Source organism: Nonomuraea rubra, from assembly GCF_014207985.1.
Lineage (GTDB): Bacteria > Actinomycetota > Actinomycetes > Streptosporangiales > Streptosporangiaceae > Nonomuraea > Nonomuraea rubra.
The window spans coordinates 7,562,897-7,581,408 of record NZ_JACHMI010000001.1 but is presented as its reverse complement, the minus strand read 5'-3'; the positions used below and the strand labels follow the sequence as shown (position 1 = coordinate 7,581,408).

The following is an 18,512-nucleotide window of genomic DNA, read 5'->3' as shown; positions in this document are numbered from 1 at the left end:
CCTCAATAATGACGAGGGCGATCAGAGCCCTGTGACCGTACGAAAGCGAGGCCCCGATGTCCCAGCCCACACCACGCACCGCCGAGCAGCGCAAGCGGGACACCCTGCACCGCCTGGAGCACGACGTGGACGCCTGGGTGGCCACCGCGGGGGCGGACGGGGTGCCGTACCTGGTGCCGCTGTCGTTCCTGTGGGACGGTGCCGCGCTGGTCATCTCCACGGCCAGCACCAGCCCCACCGCCCGCAACCTGCTGGCCGGCGGCCGGACGCGGGTGGCGATCGGGCTGGTGCGCGACGTCGTGCTCATCGAGGGCACGGCCACCGCCACGCCCGCGACCGAGGTCTCCGGCGAGCTCGGTGACGCGTTCGCCGAGAAGGCGGGCTTCGACCCGCGCAAGGAGGCCGGCGCCTACCACTACTTCCACATCACGCCGCGGCGGCTGCAGGCCTGGCGCGAGTCGAACGAGCTGGCCGGGCGCGACCTCATCCGCGACGGCGCCTGGACCGTCTAACCGAACCCCACCACCAGGGTGGTGTGCCGCTTCTCGATGACGACCGCACCGGAAGGGACCGCCGTCGTCGTGGCGGCGGGATCTGGAGGGGCCGCCGGGGTTGTGGCGGCGGGGTCTGGAGGCGTCGCCGGGGTTGTGGCGGCGGGGTCTGGAGGCGTCGCCGGGGTTGTGGCGGCGGGGGCGTGCGGGCGGGCCTCGATGCGCAGGCCGGTCGCGTCGGGGCGGCCGGCCTCGTCCCAGGCCCTGATGTGCGCGGCCAGCTCCGCCGCCAGCCTGGCCCCGCCCGCGCCGTGGCCGCGCGCGACCAGCGAGCCGTGGGCGGCGAGCACCGCGATGCCGTCGGGCTGGACGACGGCCGGGGTGAGGGCGGGGCCGGCGCCGAGGTCGCCGTTCACGACGCACCAGCGCGGCTCGTGCAGCGCCAGCCACAGCGCCACCCCCATGCCGACGGTGAACGGCGGCGCCGGCTCCTCACGCGCGACCGTGATCTCCGTGGGAGCCGCGTCCAGCGCCGCCGCCACGTCCCCGGCCTCGCGCGGCTCGGGCAGCATCAGCATCAGCTCGGGATCCCGCCGCACCACCACGACCGTCTCGGTCCCCGTCATCGACCCGCGCATCCGCATGAACCCGCACGGCGCCACCGACCGGCTCACCCACCGCTCGCCGTCGCGCTCCAGGGCCGCCGACACCTGCACGCCCCGCAGGTCGAGCGGCACCACCAGCCGTCCGCCAGGCGCGAGCTGCGCCAGCCAGGCGGGCGCGAGATCCCACACGCCGACGGTGGCGATCAGCCGGTCGTACGGGGCCAGCCCGGGATGGCCGCCGGCCCCGTCGCGGCACAGCACCTCGACCCCCCGCACCCCGGCGGCGTCCAGATGCCGCCTGGCCTGCTCCACGGTGTCCTCGTCGAGGTCCAGGGCCACCACGCGCCCGTCGGGCCCCACGAGGTGGGCCAGGAGCGCCGCGTTGTAGCCCGTGCCCGCGCCGATCTCCAGCACCCGGTGCCCCGGCTCCACGCCGAGCTGCCCGAGCATGGTCGCCATGATGGCCGGCTGCGAGGAGGAGCTGATCGGCAGGCCCCCGGCGTCGCGCTTGGTCACGATCGGCTCGTCGCGGTAGGCCGCCTCCGGCTCCACGCCGGGCACGAACAGGTGGCGCGGCACCGCGAGCATGGCCTCGGCCACCCGCTCGCCGACGTCCTGGGCCGTCCTGAGCTGTGCCACCAGGGCCTGCCTCCGCGCCGCGTAGTCCATGCGTTCATTGTTCCCGCAGGCGGAGGCCGGAGGGGATCGGCCGGGAATTCTTGGTAAAGAAACGGCCAAGAAGGGTTGAGTCCGAAAGCCGGGGGAAGGGCAGCCAACTCGTGAACGTCGACCGTGAGGAGGAGCCGTAGTGCTCACCCTGACAGCCAACGCAGCCCAGGCGATCCGCGACCTGACCGCGAATGCGCCCGAGCCGACTCAGAGCGGGATTCGCATCTCGTCTCAGGGGGAGGGTGCCAGCTCGCTCACCCTCACCCTGGCCACCGCCCCCGAACCGGCGGACGCGGTGGTGGAGGCCGAAGGGGCGCGGGTCTACCTCGACCCGGTGGCTGCGACTGTGCTGGACGACAAGTCCCTGGACGCCGGAGCCGATGACCAGGGGAGCGTGTCCTTCCTGGTCACGGAGCAGACCGCTTGACGCGCGCCGTCGCGCCGGAGCGGATGGGCACTCCGGCGCGGCGGCCCCGCTCCCAGCTCTAGTCCCTGCCCTCGCCTTCACCTTCACCGAGGAGCTTGTGCAGGTAGCGCACCTGCTCCTCCGACTGGTAGCCGCCCCCGCCCTCGTGGTTGTTCCAGGGCCAGACGGTGATCTCCTTCGGGCCCTGCCAGTGGTTGTAGGCGGCGAACACCGTGGACGGCGGGCAGACGTCGTCCATCAGCGCCACCGAGTAGAGCGCGGGCGCGGTGGCGCGGGCCGCGAAGTTCAGCCCGTCGAAGTACGCCAGCGTCCGGAAGACCTGCTCGGCGGAGTCGCGCCGGGTGGCCAGGAACCTGACCAGCTCCTGGTACGGATCCCGCCCGGTGATCTCCACGGCCCGCCGGAAGTGCGACAGGAACGGCACGTCGATCAGCGCCGCCCGCACACCCGGGTGCAGCGCCGCCGTGGCCTGCGCGATGGCGCCGCCCTGGCTGCCGCCCGACACCACGACGCGCTCGGCGTCCACGGCCGGATGCGCCGCCGCCGCGTCCACCGCGCGGACGGCGTCGGTGAACACGCGCCGGTAGTAGTAGTCGGCCGGGTCCAGGATGCCCCTGGTCATCATGCCGGGCGCCTGCGGCCCCGAGCTGCCGTGCGGGTCGCCGGTGGTGCCGGGGCTGCCGACGTTCGCGCCGCCGTGGCCGCGCGTCTCCATCACGAACACCGCGTACCCGGCGGCGGGCCACAGCAGGTGGTCCTTCGGGAACCCGCGCCCGCCGCTGTAGCCGATGTAGTGCACCACGCACGGGACCGGCCCGTCCACGCCGCGCGGCAGCAGGAACCAGCCGTTGATCCGGTGCCCGCCCCACCCGGCGAACGACACGTCGAACACGTCCACGCCCGTCAGCGGCAGGTCGTAGGGGACGTACTCGGCCGCGAGGTCGAACTCCCCGGCCTCGGCCAGGGTGGCGGTCCAGAACGCGTCGAAGTCGGCGGGCTCGTCACGGTCGGGGCGGTACTCGCGGAGTTGCTCGAGCGGCAGGTCGAACAGTGGCACAGTGGTACTCCAGCCTGGAGGAAAAAGGTTGCTGATATTTCACCTCATGTCCGTGGAAAGCGATATCCCGGGCCCTGCTTACGCTTGAAGCGTGACGGCTGGGTAGACGTTGACGCGTGAGCGAGCATGTCATCGAGGTCCCCCACTCGCACCTGTATCCCGGCCTGATCCTCGACGCCCCCGCCGGCACCCACGACTTCCTGGTGCTGTTCGGCGACGACTCCGAGTCGCGGGCGCAACTGCTGCGCGACGACACGGGACGGCCGGTGCTCAGGATGGGCGGGTACATGACGGCCAGGGGCACGGTCATCGACGAGCGCGTGTGGACCGTACGCGAGTCGGTGCGGCGGGGCGATCGCATCCGGCTGCGCCTGGGTCGGTCACTTCCCTGACCGGGGTGGGGAGCGTGCACTAACGTCCCTTTCGTGCCCCCCAACGCCAACCCTTCCCCCAACCACCGCACCCCGCCCACCCCCTCGGCCCAGCCGCCCGCCACCGGGCCGTCGCCCAGCCGGTCGGCCTCATCCGGCCGGAAACGTTCCTCCGGGAGAGGTTCCGCCCGCACCTCCGCCGAACACCCGGCCGAGCAGCCGATCGGGCGCAGGGGGCGGCGGCTGGTCCGGCGGGTGGCCGGGCGGATGGTGGCCGGCGGGCTGGTGCTGGCGCTGGCGCCGGTCGCGGGGCTGGCCGCGCTGGCGGGGATGGCACTGGTGGGTGCGGGCCCCGAGGTGTTCACCGTGGTGGGGCTGGCCGTGTTCGCGTCGGTGCTCTTCCTCGGGCTGCTGCTGTGCGTGCCCAGGCCGCACGTGGCGTGGGGCCGCTGGTCACGGGCGGTGCTGGTGCTCGGGGTGGAGGCGGCGGCGGTCTGGCAGGTCTCCGCGCTCACGCTGAATCCTCTCGCCGTGCCGCCGGCCCCGGCCGGGGTGGCGGGGCAGCGCGAGTGGCGGCTGCCCACGGGGTCGCGGCTGGCGTACGTACGGATCGCACCCGAACGCGTCACGCGACCCGAGCCGGTGGTCTTCCTGCACGGCGGCCCGGGCGTCGGGGACCTGGAGGGGGATTCGGCGTTCTACGGGCGGCTCGCGTCCGCGGGCTTCGAGGTGTACGTGTACGACCAGCTCGGCGCCGGGCGCTCGGCCAGGCTGGCCGACCCCCGGGGGTACGGCCTGGCGCGGGACGTGGCCGACCTGGAGGCGATCCGGCGGACCGTACGCGCCGGGCGCCTCAACCTCGTGGCCCGAGATTACGGCGCGCAACTCGCCGCCGCGTACCTGGCGGCACACCCCGGCCAGGTGGCCAGAGCGGTCCTGTACTCGCCGACCGGCCTCACCCCCGCACGCGCCCCGTCCCGCATCGCCACCTCGGCCATCCCCTTGGGCCCCGGCGCCCTGCCGCACCCCCGCACGCTGGCGGTCTCGGCGCTGCTGCGGGTGGACCCGGCCACCGCCCGCGCCTTCGCCGGCGACCGCGAGCTGGACGCCCACCTCGCGCTCCTCCTCCGCAACCAGGCCGCCCCCGCGTGCCCCGCCCCCGCGCCCGGCCCCGGCCACGGTGGATACGTCGCCCTGGCCGGGCGGACCACGCCCGCCTCCCTCAGGAACGACCTGGTGCGGACGGCCGTGCCCGTGCTGATCGTCAAGGGCGCCTGCGACGCCGAGCCCTGGTCGGACGCCACCGCCTACCGCCGCACCCTCCCGGACACCCGCCTCGCCTACGTCGGCAACGCCGCCCCACCCGGCCGCACCGACGCCTACCTCGACGTCCTGCGCACGTTCCTCACCGGCGGCGAACCCAACGCCTACCCGGCCGAGGAGCCACCCCCCGGCTACCGCGGCCCCTCGTAACGCGAGGCCCCCCGCAACGTGTGGCCCTTCATGACGCACGGCCTCCGCAACGGGCGGCCGGGTGGCTGACGCGCCTGAGCAGGCGGAATGCCGGGTCATGGCCTCCACGATGGTTACTCTCTGTATCGAAGACGTATCACCTTGTCCTAGGAATCCTCATGCGCACGAGTCTCACCCTGCCGCTGGCCGCCGCAGCCCTGGCCGCCCTCACCGGTTGCGCCGCCGTGGCGCCGAACACCGCGGCGGTGCCCGCGCGGACCGACACCCAGCCGTCCGAGCAGGACAAGACCTGGATGCGGACCATCCACGAGGGCAACCTGTCCGAGGTGCAGGCGGGCCGGCTGGCGATGGGCAAGGGCACCACCAAGCAGGTCAAGGCCGTCGGCAAGATGCTCGTCCAGGACCACACGAAGCTGGACACCAAGGTCACCCAGACGGCCACGCAACTCGGCATCCAGCTGCCCACCTCCCCGTCCAAGGCGCAGCGGGCCGAGGTGGTACGGCTGCGCGGCTCCTCAGGGCAGGACTTCGACGAGGACTTCCTTTCGGGCATGATCAAGGCGCACAAGGAGGCGCTGGCCGCTACCAAGACCGAGGTCTCCAAGGGCTCGAACCAGACGGTGAAGGCGCTGGCCGGCGCGGCTCAGCAGTCCCTCCAGCAACATCTGGACGCGCTCGAAAAAGCCCAGGAGGGCTGATCCGAAAGAACTTCAGAGTCGTTTCGTGAAATAGAACGAAACGTGCCCCATCCTTGTGTGGCGATATGGCGATTTAGGGTATTTGTCCCTTTTGAACCAGGACGAACACATCGGGGGGATCGTTGTGGCTATGCAAACAGAGATCCGCAACCTACTCGAATGCCATGTGGTGGGGTCGGACGGACAGTCGATCGGAAAGGTAGGCCAGATCTACCTCAACGATCACTCGGGCGAGCCGGAGTGGGTGACCGTACGCACGGGGTTCTTCGGGATGAAGCAGACCTTCGTCCCGCTGGCCAACTCCCGCCGCTCGGGCGACGAGATCCGGGTCCCCTTCGACAAGGAGATGATCAAGGGCGCGCCGAACATCGACGTGGACGACCGCCTGTCTCTGAGCGAGGAGGCCGATCTCTACCGCTACTACGGCATGCAGCCGACCGACATCCCGCGCCAGCGCACCGGCGAGGCCCGTACCCGGGGCCCGGTCACCGGGGAGCGCGAGCGCAACGGCCTGACCGGTGAGGCCGCCGGCCTGACCGGCGAGCGGGCCGGCATGACCGGCGGGATGGCCGGCGGCATGACCGGCGGCGTCACCGACGAGCGCGACATCGAGATGACCCGGTCGGAGGAGCAGCTGCACATCGGCAAGGAGAGCAGGGAGACAGGCCGCGTTCGCCTGCACAAGTACGTCGAGACCGAGAACGTCCAGCAGACGATCCCGCTCTCGCACGAGGAGGTCGTGGTCGAGCGCGAGCCCATCCGCGACGGCCAGGCCGCGGGGACGTACGAGATCCAGGCCGAGGACCGCGAGATGATCCTGCACGAGGAGCGGGCCGTCGTCGGCAAGGAGACCAAGCCGGTCGAGCGCATCCACGTACGCAAGCAGGACGTCCAGCACGAGGAGACCGTCGAGGGCCAGGTCCGCAAGGAGCGGCTGGAGATCGACGAGGAGGGCGTGACCGGGGACGAGAAAGACATGCCCTTCGGCCGCCGCGGCGACATGCCGCCGGGCCGGTAAGGGCTGGCAAGGAGTCGCGCGGGGGCGCCGGAGCGGCCCCCCGCGGGCGTATTCGAATTCGCCGCTCTGACCTCGTTCCCCAACTGGCAGAAAACTTTATCGTTCAGGCCGCCGGCGCATTCACGAATAGAGCTCGACTTCGTTCAGCACCGCGCACGTGCGGCCGATTTCCGGGTCGCAGCCCGCCGAGGGCTCGGTGACGATCTTGACGTGCCGGGCGGTGCGGCCGATCTCGTCGTAGCGCAGGGCGTGGTCGACCCGGTCCTTGATCGTGACGACCGGCTCGCCCCAGGAGCGGCCGTTCGCCGACACGTACACGCGCGCGCTCGCGGGATGCCCGGGGCGCAGGCTCAGGCCGATCCGGGCCAGCGGGTACGGCCGGTCCAGGTGCAGCACGTAGCGGCCCCTGCCCCGGGCGACGGCGCTCGACCAGTAGCCGGTGCTGCCGTCCAGCGCGCCGCCGGGGCGCGTCCGGGGCCGCCGGGGGCTCGTCCAGCGCATGTCGGTGGAGACGCGCAGTTCGCCGCGGCGGCGCAGCGCGGCCAGGTCCAGCCGGGTGCCGGGCGTGGCGACGTCGAACAGCAGGCGCTTGACCGCGTACCGGCCGCCGTACTCGAAGCGGCCGTGGGCCGGGCACGCCGTCTCGTCGAGCAGCCCGTCCGGCCGCACCCCGGGCAGCTTGCAGTTGTCGAACACCTGGATGAACCGGTGCGGCCCGACGGCGGCCAGCCCCGTGTAGCCGGAGGAGCCGCGCACGTCCACGATGCCGTCGCGGTTGTGGTAGGTCACTCGCGGCTCCAGCCACTCCTGCCCGAGCCCGTCGGGCGAGACCGTGAGCCAGTTGTCCGGCCGCCCGGCGCTCAGCACGAGCGCGCCGCCGGGCATCAGCAGCAGCCGGGGCGCCACCCCGCGCACCACGCAGTCGTAGCCGGCCAGGCGCAGCTCCCGCACCGGCTCCCAGGTGTGCCCGCCGTCGGTGGAGCGGCTCTGGTGCAGCGTGGAGTACCTGCCGCCGTCGCGGCGCAGCACCGCCACGAGGCTGCCGTCCACCGCCTGCTCGACCGCCGCCTCGTTGTAGGCGAACCCGGGCTCGGGCTCGGCGATCACCCCGCGCCGCTCGAACGTGCGCCCGCCGTCGCGGCTGGCGTACACCTCGGACTGGTACGCCCCGGTGCCGCTGTAGCGCGCGTAGGCCGTGATCAGGATCGTCCCGTCGGCGAGCTGGATCGGCGCCCCGTGCGCGGCCCCGCCGGGCAGCAGGTCGCCGGGCGTGGTCAGGACGGCCTCCGAGCGCAGCCAGCTCTCGCCGTCCTCCAGCGCGGACGAGGTGAGCACGCCCAGGCGAGCCGTGTGCGGGCCCGTCCTGGCCAGGTAGTACTCCGTGGCGAAGAACCGGCCGTCGTGCAGCTCGATCGGCGACTCCCGCAGCGGCGTCTGGCCGGCCGGGCCGAAGGTGCGCCCGCCGTCCTCCGAGACGGCGGCGGCGCTGGTGAGGGTGACGACCTTGTCCACGTTCGTGGTGTACGTGGCGATCACCTTCGTCTCGGGACGGCCGCGGGGGCCGGTCACGTCGAGGGCCGACACGTTCGGGAACCCGGCGAAGTCGAGGCGTTCCGCGCCCTCCGGCTCGGGTTCGGCCGGCGGCGGATTCGGATGAATCCAGTCTAGGAAGGAAGCAGTGGCGACGAGGTAAGGGCCGGACTGAATGGGGCGATCAGGTAGCACGCAGTAACCGCCTCCGGCCTGCGCCGGACCGTGGTACGCGGGCAGCCCGGCGGCCATGGACAGGGCCGCGACCATGGCTCTGGTCACCGGCACCGGCTTTCTCCCCGCCTGTCGTCCACGATCTGCCGCACCGTACGGACTCTAGATCATCAACCCCGCGTAACCGCGCATTCACCTGCGGGAAGTCCGGGATCAACGACTCGATCTTCCTGGGCCGCCGGCGATCCATACCGTCTGCGTTAAGTAGCAGTTGACAGAAAACCGCCGCATAACGACGATCGGGACGGCACTATTAAGTGTCAATTTACGTAGGTCGGGTCGGGAGGTGGCCCAGATTGAGCATCGAGCCGAGGGCGAGAGTCGCCCAGGAACGTGTGCTGCCAGGCCCGGCGCCCATGGCGCCGGAGACAGCCGCCCAGCAACGCGTCGTACGGCGGATCTGCGCCAGGGTCGCGCCCGAGGGCATGGACGTCGGGGTCGCGGAGCTGCCCCCCGGCGGACTCCAGGTATGGATCGACACGCCGGCGCCCGTGGGCGAGCAGGAGTCATGGGTGCTGCACCACCGCATGGCCCGCGAGGTGGCGCTGGTCGGCTGGCACTGCGAGGCCGACGCCGACCGCCTGCTGGTGCTCGGCTGGAGCGCCGCGTGCCTGCACAACCGCATCCGCCTGCTGCAGAGCGGCCTGCGCAGGCTCACCGACTTCGAGCCGACCGCGCAGCGCGCCGTGCAGCTCGACGGCCGCGCCCCGGACGACGAGCCCGCCGCCCAGGTGGTGAGCGCCGTGTGCGCCTCCATCGAACGGCGGCTGCGCTGGCCGGAGCGGCTGGCCGAGCTCGACGGGTTCGAGCGCAGCTCGGCCCTGCCGCACCTGCAACTGCTCCTCGCCCAGGTCGCCGGCCTGGAAGCGAAGATCGCGGGCGCCTGCCAGGAGCACCTCGTGATGGCACGGGTGCTGGCGCGGGCCGTCTGCGAGCACTACGCGCGGCATTCGGAGCTGGGCCGCGCGCAGCGTGAGGTGCTGGCGGAGTCGCGCCGCTGGGTGCACGCCAGCTCCATGATCACAGGCTCGGCCGGTGCCCGGCCGGGTTCCACCGGCGCCGGCCGTCCCCACATGGGGCTGGCGGAGCGCCGCATCGCCGCGAGCGTCATCAACCACGGCGTGCCACGAATCACCCCCGCGGCCACCCCCGCGGCGGTCGCTCCACGGACCGGCTACCCCGGCTTCGAGGAGACCGAGGAGGGCGCGCGCTGACCACCAGCCGCTCAACGGCGAGCGGTCGCCAGGAAACCCCCGTTCGAGCCCGGTAGGAGAGCTCCCGTCATGCGAACCCCCCCGCACCTGCCCGCCCGCTCCCGTCGCGAGCACACCGACCACGTCCGCCGCCACCCGTACAGCCTGCACGAGGTGCCCGCGCAGACCGCGCCCCGCGGCACGCTCGACTTCCCCGGCACCGCCCCGCTCCCCGAACCGCTCCCGGAGGAGAACGTCCACGTCGAGCAGCGCCTGCTCGGCATCAGGGAGCTGTCCAACCAGGCCATCGGTTCGATCGACGACCTGCTCCAGCACACCGTCTGACGTGTGCCCCCACAGCGGCTCCGACGCAGGGAGCCGGAAGAGCGAATCTCACCCCTTGAGGAGAGTCATGCAGGGACTATCGCGACCCGAGCTGCGGTCGCGTGACGTCGGGGGCCACCAGCCGCGCACCGTGGCGGGCATCGAGACGCCACACAGCCTGGACGAGGTCCGCGCCCTCGTACGGCACGCCATGACCGCCCGCCGCCGCCTCTACCCGATCAGCACGGGCAGGAACTGGGGCATGGGCTCGGCCACGCCGGTCACCGACGACAACGTGGTCGTGGACCTCGGCGGCATGAACCGCATCCGCGGCCTCGACCTGGAGGCCGGCTTCGCGGTCGTCGAGCCGGGCGTCACCCAGCGGCAGCTCGCCGCGGTGCTGCGCGACACCCCGTGGATGCTCAACGTCACCGCCTCGTGCGCCGACACCTCCGTGATCGGCAACGCCCTCGACCGCGGCGACGGCTGCGTCCGCTCCCGCGTCCACGACGTGGCCGGGCTGGAGGCCGTGCTGGCCGACGGCAGCGTGGTCACCACCGGCGGGCTGGACCCGGCGGGACGCTACCACGGCCGGGTCGCCGGGCCCGACCTGACGCAGACGTTCGTGCAGCACAACCTGGGCATCGTCACCGCCATGGCCGTGTCGCTGGTGCCGCGCCCGGAGACCATCGGGCTGGTGCACGGCCGCATCCCGCGCGACCAGGTCGGCGTGGCGCTCGGCGCGGTCACCGACTTCCTGCGCCGCGGCAACCCGGCCGACGGGCTGCTGCGCGTGCGCGAGCTGTCGCTCGTGCCCGACCACGGCGACTGGATGCTGCCCGCCGGCGTGGACCCCAGCCTGTTCACCATCCTCGGGCCGCTCATGGGCAGCGACGCCACCGTCGAGCTGGCCGAGGAACTGCTGCGCAAGGCGCTCATCGAGGTCGAGGGCGCCGAGGCGCTGCGCGTGGTGGACGCGGCCGAGGTCGGCCCCGACGACCCGCTCTACCCCCGGGCGCTCATGGCGCAGGGCATCCCCACCTGCCGCGGCGTGCACAACGCGCTCGGCGTGACGTCCTGCGACCGGATCGACGAGGGCGCGATGGGCTTCCTGGCGCTGCTGCCGCTGATGCCCATGCACGCCCGCAAGACCGACCAGATCCTCGCCGCCATGCAGACCGCCGTGAACCGCCACACCACCGCCCTCATGGTCGAGTGGAACCTGGTCGGCAAGCACCTGGCCAACGGCGTCATCCAGATCTTCTTCGAACGCGGCGCGCCCGACGCCCCCTACCGCGCGCACCAGCTCCGCAACGACGGCAACTGCCTGCTGCGCGGGCACGGCTGCGCCATCTACCGTTCCGACATCGATCACGCCGCCGCCGACGTCTGGTCCGAGACCAGCACCGCCGGCCTCGGCATGCTGCACAGGCTCAAGACGGCGCTCGACCCGGACGGCATCATCTCGCCCGGCCGCTACGGCGCCTGACCCCGCCCCTTCGGAGACTCACGTCAGCTCCGCCACCCGCACCGCCGGAGGGTGCGCGCGGCGGAGACGGGCCGACGCTCACATAGCGCTCATACAGGAGGACACGTGCGTTCGTCACCAGCGGCCGTCCGGGGGACGGGCACGACCGGCGCGGACCGGCGTCACGGTGTGATGCTGCGCCTGGTCGGTGCGGGTGTCATGTTGACGGTGATGGCCGACACCACGGCCACCACCCTGGCAGTGGGAGTGCTGCGGTACACACCCGCCGGCGCCGGCATGCCGCTGGGTGACCTGGTGTGGCTGACCAGCGCGGCGTTCATCCCGATCGCGGCCCTGCTGGCCACCGCCGGCCGCTGGGCCGACCTGTTCGGCCGCCGCCGCGTGCTCGCCGTCGGGCTCGTGGTGTTCGTGCTGGGCGGGATCGCCACCGTCGCCGTGGAGCCCTGGTCGTACGTGCTGGCCGCACGGGCCGTCCAGGGCGCCGGAGCCGCGGCGATGATCCCGGCCAGCCTCGGGCTGCTGCTCGGCGAGCTGCCGGAGTCGCAGCGCCGCGGCGCGATCGCACTGTGGAGCTCCGCCTCCGGGCTGGGCTGCCTGCTCATGCAGGCGGGCGGCGGCTGGCTGGCCGCCACCGTCGGCTGGCGGGCGCTGTTCATCCCCGACGTCATCATCGGCGTGGCGCTGCTCATCGCGTGCGTGGCTCTCCCGTCCGGCCGGCGCACCCCCGCCAAGGGCATGCCGGACGTGCTCGGCGCCTGGCTGCTGGCCGCCGGGATCGCCGTCATCGTGCTGGCCATCTCCAAGGCCATGGCCTGGGGCATGGACGTGGTATGGCTCGCGCTGGCCGCGCTGGCCCTGCTCGGCGGCGCGTTCGCGCAGGCCAGGCACCACCGCCTGCCCGCGATCGACCTGGCCCTGTGGCGGCGGCCCCGGTTCGTCTGGGGCTGGCTGGCCACCTGGGGGTTCGGCGCGCTGTCGTACGGGCTGCTCACCGTGCAGCCGCTCTACCTGCTGCACCTCGGCTACCCCATGCTCGAAGTGGCCATGTGGCTGACCCCCACCTCGGTCGCCGTCGTCGTGACGAGCTTCCTGGCCGGAAAGATCGTCAAGCGGGTCGGCGCGTACGGTCTCATCTACGCCGGATCGCTGCTGTGCGGCGGCGCCTGCGTGCTCGTGCTGACGCAGGCGGGCCCCACCGTGTGGGGCCTGATCGCCAGCGTCGTGGTCGGCGTGGGGGTCGGCGCGCTCGCGCCCGGCACCTCCGTCGCCACCACCCTGGCCGCCCGCCCCCACCAGTACGCCTCCGCCGTCGGCGCGGCCACCATGGCCCGCATGGTCGGCGGAGCCGTCGGCATCGCGGTCGTGTCCGTCGTGATCGACCACCCGTTCATGACCGGCCCCTTCGCGGGCCTGGCCGGCGCGCTCGCCCTGTGCGTGGCCATCTCCGTGCTGATCGGAGCACTCGCCCTGACCAAGATCACCCGGCTCCGGCCGGACCCGGACGACGTCATGGTCAAGGTGCCCCGCCGGCTGCTGCTCGAGCTGCGTATGACCCTCGCCACCGTGGCGGCGGAGGCCGACGCGCTGCTGCCAGTCGAGACCCGCACACCCCCCACGGACCCCTACACGGACGCTGTCCCGCGGCCGCGATCGGCCGAACCCGGCCCCCTCGCAGGCATCCGCGGGCATACGAACTAGTTCAACCATTCAGAAGGGCTCTCGTCATGGCAACCACATCGTGCGACGTAGCCATCGTCGGCGCCGGGCTCGGCGGCTGCTTCCTGGCCTTGCTGCTGGGCCGCCGCGGCCTGAACGTCGTCGTCATCGAGCAGGGACCCTCCGTCCCGAGCGCGGGCGCCGACTTCCTCAAGCCCCCGGGCCTGCGGGTGCTGGCCCGGCACGGGCTGGCCGATCTCGTCGAACGCCATGGCCTGCGACGCGACCTCATCCGCTACTACCACGATGGCGACCCCATCAAGGAGTGCCGCTTCCCCGACGGCGGCTTCCTCATCCGTCCCTACCGGGAGCTGGTCGAGCTCATCTACACCTCTTGCGCGATGCAGGACGTCGAGTTCTGGTTCGACGCCAGCATCGCGGACATCGCGGTCGGCCAGGGCCCGGTGGGTGAGAGGGTTGAAGAGCTCATGCTCCAGGATGGGCGGAGGTTGCGGGCCGGGGTGGTGATCGGCGCCGACGGCACCAAGTCCGCCGTGCGCCAGGCGCTGGGCATCGAGCAGCGGACGATGCCGTACGAACGGCTGCTCATGCGCGTGGCCACCGTGCCGCTGAGCGCCAGCGTCGCCCAGCTCAACCGGCTGTACTTCAGCTCGGAAGGCTGGCTCACCTACCTCTATCCGATCAACAGGGATCAGGCCCGCGTGTTCGTCGGCTTACCGCCCGAGGACGACAAGGAGATCTTCCAGGACGGCATCCCCGCACTGCTCGACGAGCTGAAGAAGTTCGTGACCGACAGCTCGGACGCGTTCAACGCCCTGCAGCCCGCCACCTGGCAGCTGATCAAGGTCTCGTCGCTGCGCGTGGAGGCGTACCACAAGGGCAACGCCGCCCTGCTCGGCTCCGCGGCGTTCGCCTGCCACCCGATGACCGGCATGGGCATGAGCTACACGCTGCACGACGCCGAGATCCTGGCGGACGTCATCTGCGCGGCGGGCGACGACCCGGAGCTGCTCGACAAGCTGCTCCACGCCAGGTACGAGCCGCGCAGGCACGCACACCGGCAGCTCATCGACTACGGCGACGCGCTGGCCGCGACGTTCCGGGACCGCGAGGCGTACCTGGCGGCCTTCCGCGCGGACCTGCACATCCTCGGCGAGGCCGCGGTGCCGGAGCCGATGCCCGCCCTGCAGCTCGCCTGAGCCGGCGCCCCCGCCGCCCGCCATTCCCCACCAGGTGAGAGAGTCGTCGTCCAGTGCCACGCTGAGTGCGATGGGCCGGCCCGATCCCCAGGCGGCGGGGACGCCCCTGCGCCGCGGCCGATGGTAGGGCGTGCACTACCGCGAGAACGGGTGACAGCGGGGGTCCGCCGGACCACGTTCTCTCGCGATGCTGAGGAGAGATCATCCCCTCCTCGGCATCGGAGACGAAAACGTGACTGTGGCAGAGACCTCCCGCCCGGCCCCGGAGGCGCGACGCGGGAGCGACTTCGCGCGGCTCTCGCGGCGCATCGCCGAGGCCGGGCTGCTCGACAAGCGGCCCGGCTACTACGCGATGCGGATCGGCCTGGTCGCAGCCCTGTTCGGGGGCACGTGGGCGCTGTTCGCCGCGCTCGGCGACTCCTGGTGGCAGCTCGGCGTCGCGGTGCTGATGGCGGTGGCGTTCGCCCAGGTCACGCTGCTGGCCCACGACCTGGCGCACGGGCAGATCTCACGCTCCCGGCGCGTCAGCAGGATCGCCGGGCTGATCGTCGGCAACCTGGCCGTCGGGCTCAGCTACGGCTGGTGGATGGACAAGCACACCCGCCACCACGCCAACCCCAACCACGAGGAGCACGACCCCGACGTGGCGCCCGACGTCCTCATCTGGTCGCGGCGGCAGGCCGAGGCCAGCAGGGGGCTGCCGCGGTTCATCGGGCGGTGGCAGGCGTTCCTGTTCTTCCCTCTGCTCACGCTCGAAGGCGTGAACCTCAAGGTGTCGAGCTTCCGCGCGCTGCGCCGCGCGTCGCTGAAGAACCGGGGGACCGAGGGGGCGCTGCTGGTGGCGCACGTGGTGGCGTACCTGGCGGCGGTGTTCGTGGTGCTGCCGCTGCCGATGGCGCTGCTGTTCGTGGCCGTGCACCAGGCCTGCTACGGCGTCTACCTCGGTTGCACGTTCGCGCCGAACCACAAGGGCATGCCGGTGCTCACCGCCGAGGACGAGCTGGACTTCCTCCGCAAGCAGGTGCTGACCTCCCGCAACGTGCGCGGCGGGCGCGTGGTCAACACCGCGCTCGGGGGGCTGAACTTCCAGATCGAGCACCACCTGTTCCCCAGCATGCCCACCGCGAACCTGCGCAAGGCGCAGCCCATCGTGCGCGACTACTGCGCCTCGCTCGGCGTGGACTACGTCGAGTGCGGGCTGCTGGAGTCATGGGGGCAGGCGCTGCGCCACCTGCACGAGGTGGGCCGGCCGCTGCGCGAGGTCAGGCCGTGACGACCAGCTCCAGGCCGTTGAAGTCCTCCTTGACCTGATGGCCCGCCTCGACCAGGACCGTCCGCAGCGCGAGCAGGACCGCGGAGCGGATGGTCGCGTGGCGGACGAGCTGGTCCGCTGAGGTACCCCAGGTGACGACCACCCCGCGGGTGGGGTCGTGCCAGACTCCGAGCCCGCCGTCGGCGGACATCAGCGACGGCTCGACGGTGAAGCCCGCGTCCATCAGCTCCCGGCGGATCGTGCGTTCCAGGTCCTGGCCGGGGCTTGTGGCGATGTCCATCGAAGTCCGCTGCCCGCACACGCGCGTTCCGAACCTCAGCGGGGCGGGAACCTTGTGAAAAGATGTCGGCTGTGTCCGTCCCGACGTCTTTCGCGCCGCACCCGGCAGTGCCGGGCGCTCCGGTGGCGTCCGCGGCGCTGAGGTTGTCGCGGGCCGTGGTGTTCGCGACGGTCTGCGGCGCCGTGTCGGCGGGCGGGCACGCGCTCGGCGGTGGCGGTCTCGTGCCGTTCGGCGTCTACCTGGCCGGGGTGCTGGCCGCGCTCGGCCTCGCGTACCTGATCGACGGGCGCGAGCGCGGGCTCGCGGCGGTGCTCGCCGCGACCGCCGGCACCCAGACGGTGCTGCACCAGCTCTTCGAACGGCTCGCACCCGGCCCCGTCCTGGGCCCTCCGCTCGAACCCGCGCATCCGCATCCCGCGCCCGGCATGGTGCTGGTGCACCTCGTGGTGGCGGGGCTGACGGCGTGGTGGCTGCATCGCGGCGAGAGCGCGCTGTGGCTGATGATCCGCCTGTACGGGGCGCCGCGCCCGGCCATCCGGCTGCTCGCCACCGCCCCCGTGGCGGAAGGCGCCGGAGGACCGTCGCTCAGGTGGCGGCCGATGACACCCGGCGCTCCCATCAGCACCGGCCGGACGGTCTCCGGCACGATCACCAGGCGAGGTCCACCCGCGGCGACGCGTCACTGACGCCCCCTCGCGGCGTCACCGGCCCTCCTCCGGCGGGCCTGCGCCCTTCGAGCAGTCGCGCTTCTTGAGCGGCTTCGATCGCCCGCCGTTCCCCCTCTCACCCTTGCCTGTGTCCGGACGTCCGGCGCCACGGGCGCGGTCGTCCGGAAGATCATTCTGGAGACGGACCCGTCATGGCACTTTTCCGCAAGGCCGCCACAGCCGCGCTAGCCTGCGCCCTGCTGCTGGCTCTGCCCGCCTCACCCGCCTTTGCCCACGACACGCTCAAGCGCAGCTCCCCGGCCAAGAACGCCGAGGTCTCCTCGGTCGAGGAGATCGAGCTCGAGTACAGCGCGAGCGTGAAGTTCCCGTTCGTCGTCCTGCACGACGCGACCGGTGAGGAGGTCGCGCTCGGCGAGCCCCGGCTCGACGGGCCGCTGGTGTCCGCCGAGGTGCCGGAGCCGCTCACGCCCGGCTCGTACGTGATCGCCTGGCGTGTCGTTTCCTCCGACGGACATCCCATTGAGGGCGAAATTCCCTTCAGCGTGAAAGGATCATCTTCGGCATCGGCCTCGCCCGCAGGTCCGGCGGCGGCCACACCGCCCGGCGCGGCTCCCGGCACGGGGGCGGCCCAGCCTTCCGCGGCGGCCCCGGAGCAGGCTGCGGGGCCGGCTGTGGAGCCGGCTGCGGGGCGGTCCGCGGAGCCGGCCGGGGTTCCCGGCTGGATCTGGGGCGGGCTGGCGGTGCTGGTGGTGCTGGGCGCGTTCGTGCTGTTCAGGAGCTCGCGCCGGAGGCCCGATCGGGAGGAAGTGAATGCGGATTGAACAGGCCAGGCAGGTCGCGCGGGACTGGGTGCGGGACGAGGGCGCCGCGCTGCCCGGGTTCGGCGGGGCGTTCCTGACCGGGTCGGTGTTGTGGGCCGACCCGCGGGAGGAGCTGTCACCGACGTCGGACGTGGACGTCATGGTGGTCGCCGAGCCGGGCGCGCACCTCGGTCACATCGGGAAATTTCCGTACAAGGGGGTGCTGCTGGAGGTCTCCTCCACGGGCCCTCTCGGCTCCTCGCACGAGGTGCTGAGCGACTACCACCTCGCGGGCAGCTTCCACCTGCCCTGCGTGCTGGCCGACCCGTCCGGACGGCTGACCGAGCTTCAGCAGGTCGTCTCCCGCGACTTCGCCGAACGCCCCTGGATCCTCGCGCGCTGCACCAACGCCATGGACCGGGTGCGCGGATGGATCAACGGCGTGGACGAGTCCGCGCCGCTGCCCGACCAGGTCACCGCCTGGCTGTTCGGCACGGGGGTGACCGCGCACGTGCTGCTCGTGGCCGGGCTGCGCAACCCCACCGTCCGCCGCCGGTACGCGGCCGTCCGCGAACTGCTCGCCGAGCACGGGCGGATCGACTTCCACGAGAGCCTGCTCGACCAGCTCGGCTGCGCCGGCCTCGACGCCGCCAGGGTGCGCGGGCACCTGGCGGCGCTGAGCAAGGCGTTCGACGCGACCTCCTCGGTGCGGGTGCCCGGCTACCGGTTCGACTCCGACATCTCTCCCGCCGCCCGCCCGGCCGCCATCGACGGCGGCCTGGAGCTCATCGAGCGTGGCCTGCACAGGGAGGCGGTCTTCTGGCTGGTGGCCACGTACGCGCGCTGCCTGGCCAAACGGTCGGCGGCCGGGCTGCCCGCCGAGTACGAGGACGAGTTCCACGAGCTGCTGGCCGACCTGGGAGCGGAGACGTTCGCCGACCGCCGGCGCCGCGGGGACCGCGTCCTCGCCGCGCTGCCGGGCCTCTGGCAAACGGCCATGGCGCTCTGCTGACCACCCCCGCCACCCCGGCCGCCC

The 18,512-nt window shown here is 72.6% G+C and carries 19 protein-coding genes; 15 read left to right on the top strand and 4 right to left on the bottom strand.

Features of this window, described 5'->3' with window-relative positions; all coding sequences use genetic code 11:
- Nucleotides 1–56 precede the first annotated feature (56 nt).
- Nucleotides 57–512, top strand: a complete 456-nt coding sequence (locus HD593_RS34515; RefSeq protein ID WP_185106126.1) for a pyridoxamine 5'-phosphate oxidase family protein — start codon at nucleotides 57–59, stop codon at nucleotides 510–512.
- Here HD593_RS34515 and HD593_RS34510 read toward each other — a convergent pair.
- Nucleotides 509–1,765 (bottom strand): methyltransferase domain-containing protein, encoded by a 1,257-nt coding sequence (locus HD593_RS34510; RefSeq protein ID WP_185106125.1) that lies wholly within the window; start codon nucleotides 1,763–1,765, stop codon nucleotides 509–511. The genes HD593_RS34515 and HD593_RS34510 overlap by 4 nt on opposite strands.
- 139 nt (nucleotides 1,766–1,904) lie before the next feature.
- On the opposite strand from HD593_RS34510, the gene HD593_RS34505 reads away from it, so the two are divergent.
- Nucleotides 1,905–2,192, top strand: coding sequence for a HesB/IscA family protein (locus HD593_RS34505; protein ID WP_080040479.1), 288 nt, complete (start codon nucleotides 1,905–1,907; stop codon nucleotides 2,190–2,192).
- Nucleotides 2,193–2,250: 58 nt separating this feature from the next.
- Here HD593_RS34505 and HD593_RS34500 read toward each other — a convergent pair whose 3' ends face one another.
- A complete protein-coding gene (locus HD593_RS34500; protein WP_185106124.1) occupies nucleotides 2,251–3,249 on the bottom strand; it encodes an acetylxylan esterase in 999 nt (332 codons plus the stop codon).
- Nucleotides 3,250–3,365: 116 nt separating this feature from the next.
- Between HD593_RS34500 and HD593_RS34495 the strand changes: the two genes are divergently transcribed.
- The 4 genes from HD593_RS34495 to HD593_RS34480 all read left to right on the top strand — a co-directional run bounded on the left by HD593_RS34495 (nucleotide 3,366) and on the right by HD593_RS34480 (nucleotide 6,809).
- Nucleotides 3,366–3,641, top strand: a complete 276-nt coding sequence (locus HD593_RS34495; RefSeq protein WP_185106123.1) for a hypothetical protein — start codon at nucleotides 3,366–3,368, stop codon at nucleotides 3,639–3,641.
- A gap of 33 nt (nucleotides 3,642–3,674) precedes the next feature.
- Nucleotides 3,675–5,093 carry an alpha/beta fold hydrolase gene (locus HD593_RS34490; protein WP_185106122.1) on the top strand — a complete coding sequence of 473 codons (1,419 nt, stop codon included), beginning with the start codon at nucleotides 3,675–3,677 and terminating at the stop codon, nucleotides 5,091–5,093.
- A 158-nt stretch (nucleotides 5,094–5,251) separates the two neighbouring features.
- Nucleotides 5,252–5,791 carry a DUF4142 domain-containing protein gene (locus HD593_RS34485; RefSeq protein WP_185106121.1) on the top strand — a complete coding sequence of 180 codons (540 nt, stop codon included), beginning with the start codon at nucleotides 5,252–5,254 and terminating at the stop codon, nucleotides 5,789–5,791.
- 130 nt (nucleotides 5,792–5,921) lie between these two features.
- The gene (locus HD593_RS34480) at nucleotides 5,922–6,809 is read left to right on the top strand and encodes a DUF2382 domain-containing protein (protein ID WP_185106120.1); all 888 of its coding nucleotides are present in this window, start codon (nucleotides 5,922–5,924) and stop codon (nucleotides 6,807–6,809) included.
- A 120-nt stretch (nucleotides 6,810–6,929) separates the two neighbouring features.
- Here HD593_RS34480 and HD593_RS34475 read toward each other — a convergent pair whose 3' ends face one another.
- Nucleotides 6,930–8,627 carry an exo-alpha-sialidase gene (locus HD593_RS34475; RefSeq protein ID WP_185106119.1) on the bottom strand — a complete coding sequence of 566 codons (1,698 nt, stop codon included), beginning with the start codon at nucleotides 8,625–8,627 and terminating at the stop codon, nucleotides 6,930–6,932.
- Between the two features lie 242 nt (nucleotides 8,628–8,869).
- On the opposite strand from HD593_RS34475, the gene HD593_RS34470 reads away from it, so the two are divergent.
- The 6 genes from HD593_RS34470 (at nucleotide 8,870) to HD593_RS34445 (ending at nucleotide 15,728) form a co-directional block, all read left to right on the top strand.
- Nucleotides 8,870–9,787: a hypothetical protein gene (locus HD593_RS34470; RefSeq protein ID WP_185106118.1), complete on the top strand. Its 918-nt coding sequence runs from the start codon at nucleotides 8,870–8,872 to the stop codon at nucleotides 9,785–9,787.
- A 69-nt stretch (nucleotides 9,788–9,856) separates the two neighbouring features.
- Nucleotides 9,857–10,111 carry a hypothetical protein gene (locus HD593_RS34465; protein ID WP_185106117.1) on the top strand — a complete coding sequence of 85 codons (255 nt, stop codon included), beginning with the start codon at nucleotides 9,857–9,859 and terminating at the stop codon, nucleotides 10,109–10,111.
- 67 nt (nucleotides 10,112–10,178) lie between these two features.
- The gene (locus HD593_RS34460) at nucleotides 10,179–11,579 is read left to right on the top strand and encodes an FAD-binding oxidoreductase (protein ID WP_185106116.1); all 1,401 of its coding nucleotides are present in this window, start codon (nucleotides 10,179–10,181) and stop codon (nucleotides 11,577–11,579) included.
- Between the two features lie 105 nt (nucleotides 11,580–11,684).
- Nucleotides 11,685–13,277, top strand: coding sequence for an MFS transporter (locus HD593_RS34455; RefSeq protein ID WP_185106115.1), 1,593 nt, complete (start codon nucleotides 11,685–11,687; stop codon nucleotides 13,275–13,277).
- A 26-nt stretch (nucleotides 13,278–13,303) separates the two neighbouring features.
- Nucleotides 13,304–14,455 carry an FAD-dependent monooxygenase gene (locus HD593_RS34450; protein ID WP_185106114.1) on the top strand — a complete coding sequence of 384 codons (1,152 nt, stop codon included), beginning with the start codon at nucleotides 13,304–13,306 and terminating at the stop codon, nucleotides 14,453–14,455.
- Nucleotides 14,456–14,687: 232 nt separating this feature from the next.
- Nucleotides 14,688–15,728 carry a fatty acid desaturase family protein gene (locus tag HD593_RS34445; protein ID WP_312903918.1) on the top strand — a complete coding sequence of 347 codons (1,041 nt, stop codon included), beginning with the start codon at nucleotides 14,688–14,690 and terminating at the stop codon, nucleotides 15,726–15,728.
- Here HD593_RS34445 and HD593_RS34440 read toward each other — a convergent pair.
- Nucleotides 15,718–16,008, bottom strand: a complete 291-nt coding sequence (locus HD593_RS34440; RefSeq protein ID WP_185106112.1) for a hypothetical protein — start codon at nucleotides 16,006–16,008, stop codon at nucleotides 15,718–15,720. The two genes, HD593_RS34445 and HD593_RS34440, sit on opposite strands and share 11 nt — an antisense overlap.
- 71 nt (nucleotides 16,009–16,079) lie before the next feature.
- On the opposite strand from HD593_RS34440, the gene HD593_RS34435 reads away from it, so the two are divergent.
- The 3 genes from HD593_RS34435 (at nucleotide 16,080) to HD593_RS34425 (ending at nucleotide 18,488) form a co-directional block, all read left to right on the top strand.
- The gene (locus HD593_RS34435) at nucleotides 16,080–16,694 is read left to right on the top strand and encodes a hypothetical protein (protein WP_185106111.1); all 615 of its coding nucleotides are present in this window, start codon (nucleotides 16,080–16,082) and stop codon (nucleotides 16,692–16,694) included.
- A gap of 173 nt (nucleotides 16,695–16,867) precedes the next feature.
- On the top strand, nucleotides 16,868–17,497 hold the full coding sequence (locus tag HD593_RS34430) for a copper resistance CopC family protein (protein WP_185106110.1): 630 nt from the start codon (nucleotides 16,868–16,870) through the stop codon (nucleotides 17,495–17,497).
- Complete coding sequence (locus HD593_RS34425) at nucleotides 17,487–18,488, top strand: hypothetical protein (protein ID WP_185106109.1); 1,002 nt, start codon at nucleotides 17,487–17,489, stop codon at nucleotides 18,486–18,488. The genes HD593_RS34430 and HD593_RS34425 overlap by 11 nt, the downstream gene beginning before the upstream one ends.
- Nucleotides 18,489–18,512 lie beyond the last annotated feature (24 nt).

Coding starts and splice junctions, on each gene's coding strand:
- HD593_RS34515 (WP_185106126.1), top strand. CDS start 57: ATGTCCCAGCCCACACCACGCACCGCCGAGCAGCGCAAGCGGGACACC.
- HD593_RS34450 (WP_185106114.1), top strand. CDS start 13,304: ATGGCAACCACATCGTGCGACGTAGCCATCGTCGGCGCCGGGCTCGGC.
- HD593_RS34485 (WP_185106121.1), top strand. CDS start 5,252: ATGCGCACGAGTCTCACCCTGCCGCTGGCCGCCGCAGCCCTGGCCGCC.
- HD593_RS34425 (WP_185106109.1), top strand. CDS start 17,487: ATGCGGATTGAACAGGCCAGGCAGGTCGCGCGGGACTGGGTGCGGGAC.
- HD593_RS34480 (WP_185106120.1), top strand. CDS start 5,922: ATGCAAACAGAGATCCGCAACCTACTCGAATGCCATGTGGTGGGGTCG.
- HD593_RS34510 (WP_185106125.1), bottom strand. CDS start 1,765: ATGGACTACGCGGCGCGGAGGCAGGCCCTGGTGGCACAGCTCAGGACG.
- HD593_RS34465 (WP_185106117.1), top strand. CDS start 9,857: ATGCGAACCCCCCCGCACCTGCCCGCCCGCTCCCGTCGCGAGCACACC.
- HD593_RS34460 (WP_185106116.1), top strand. CDS start 10,179: ATGCAGGGACTATCGCGACCCGAGCTGCGGTCGCGTGACGTCGGGGGC.
- HD593_RS34430 (WP_185106110.1), top strand. CDS start 16,868: ATGGCACTTTTCCGCAAGGCCGCCACAGCCGCGCTAGCCTGCGCCCTG.
- HD593_RS34440 (WP_185106112.1), bottom strand. CDS start 16,008: ATGGACATCGCCACAAGCCCCGGCCAGGACCTGGAACGCACGATCCGC.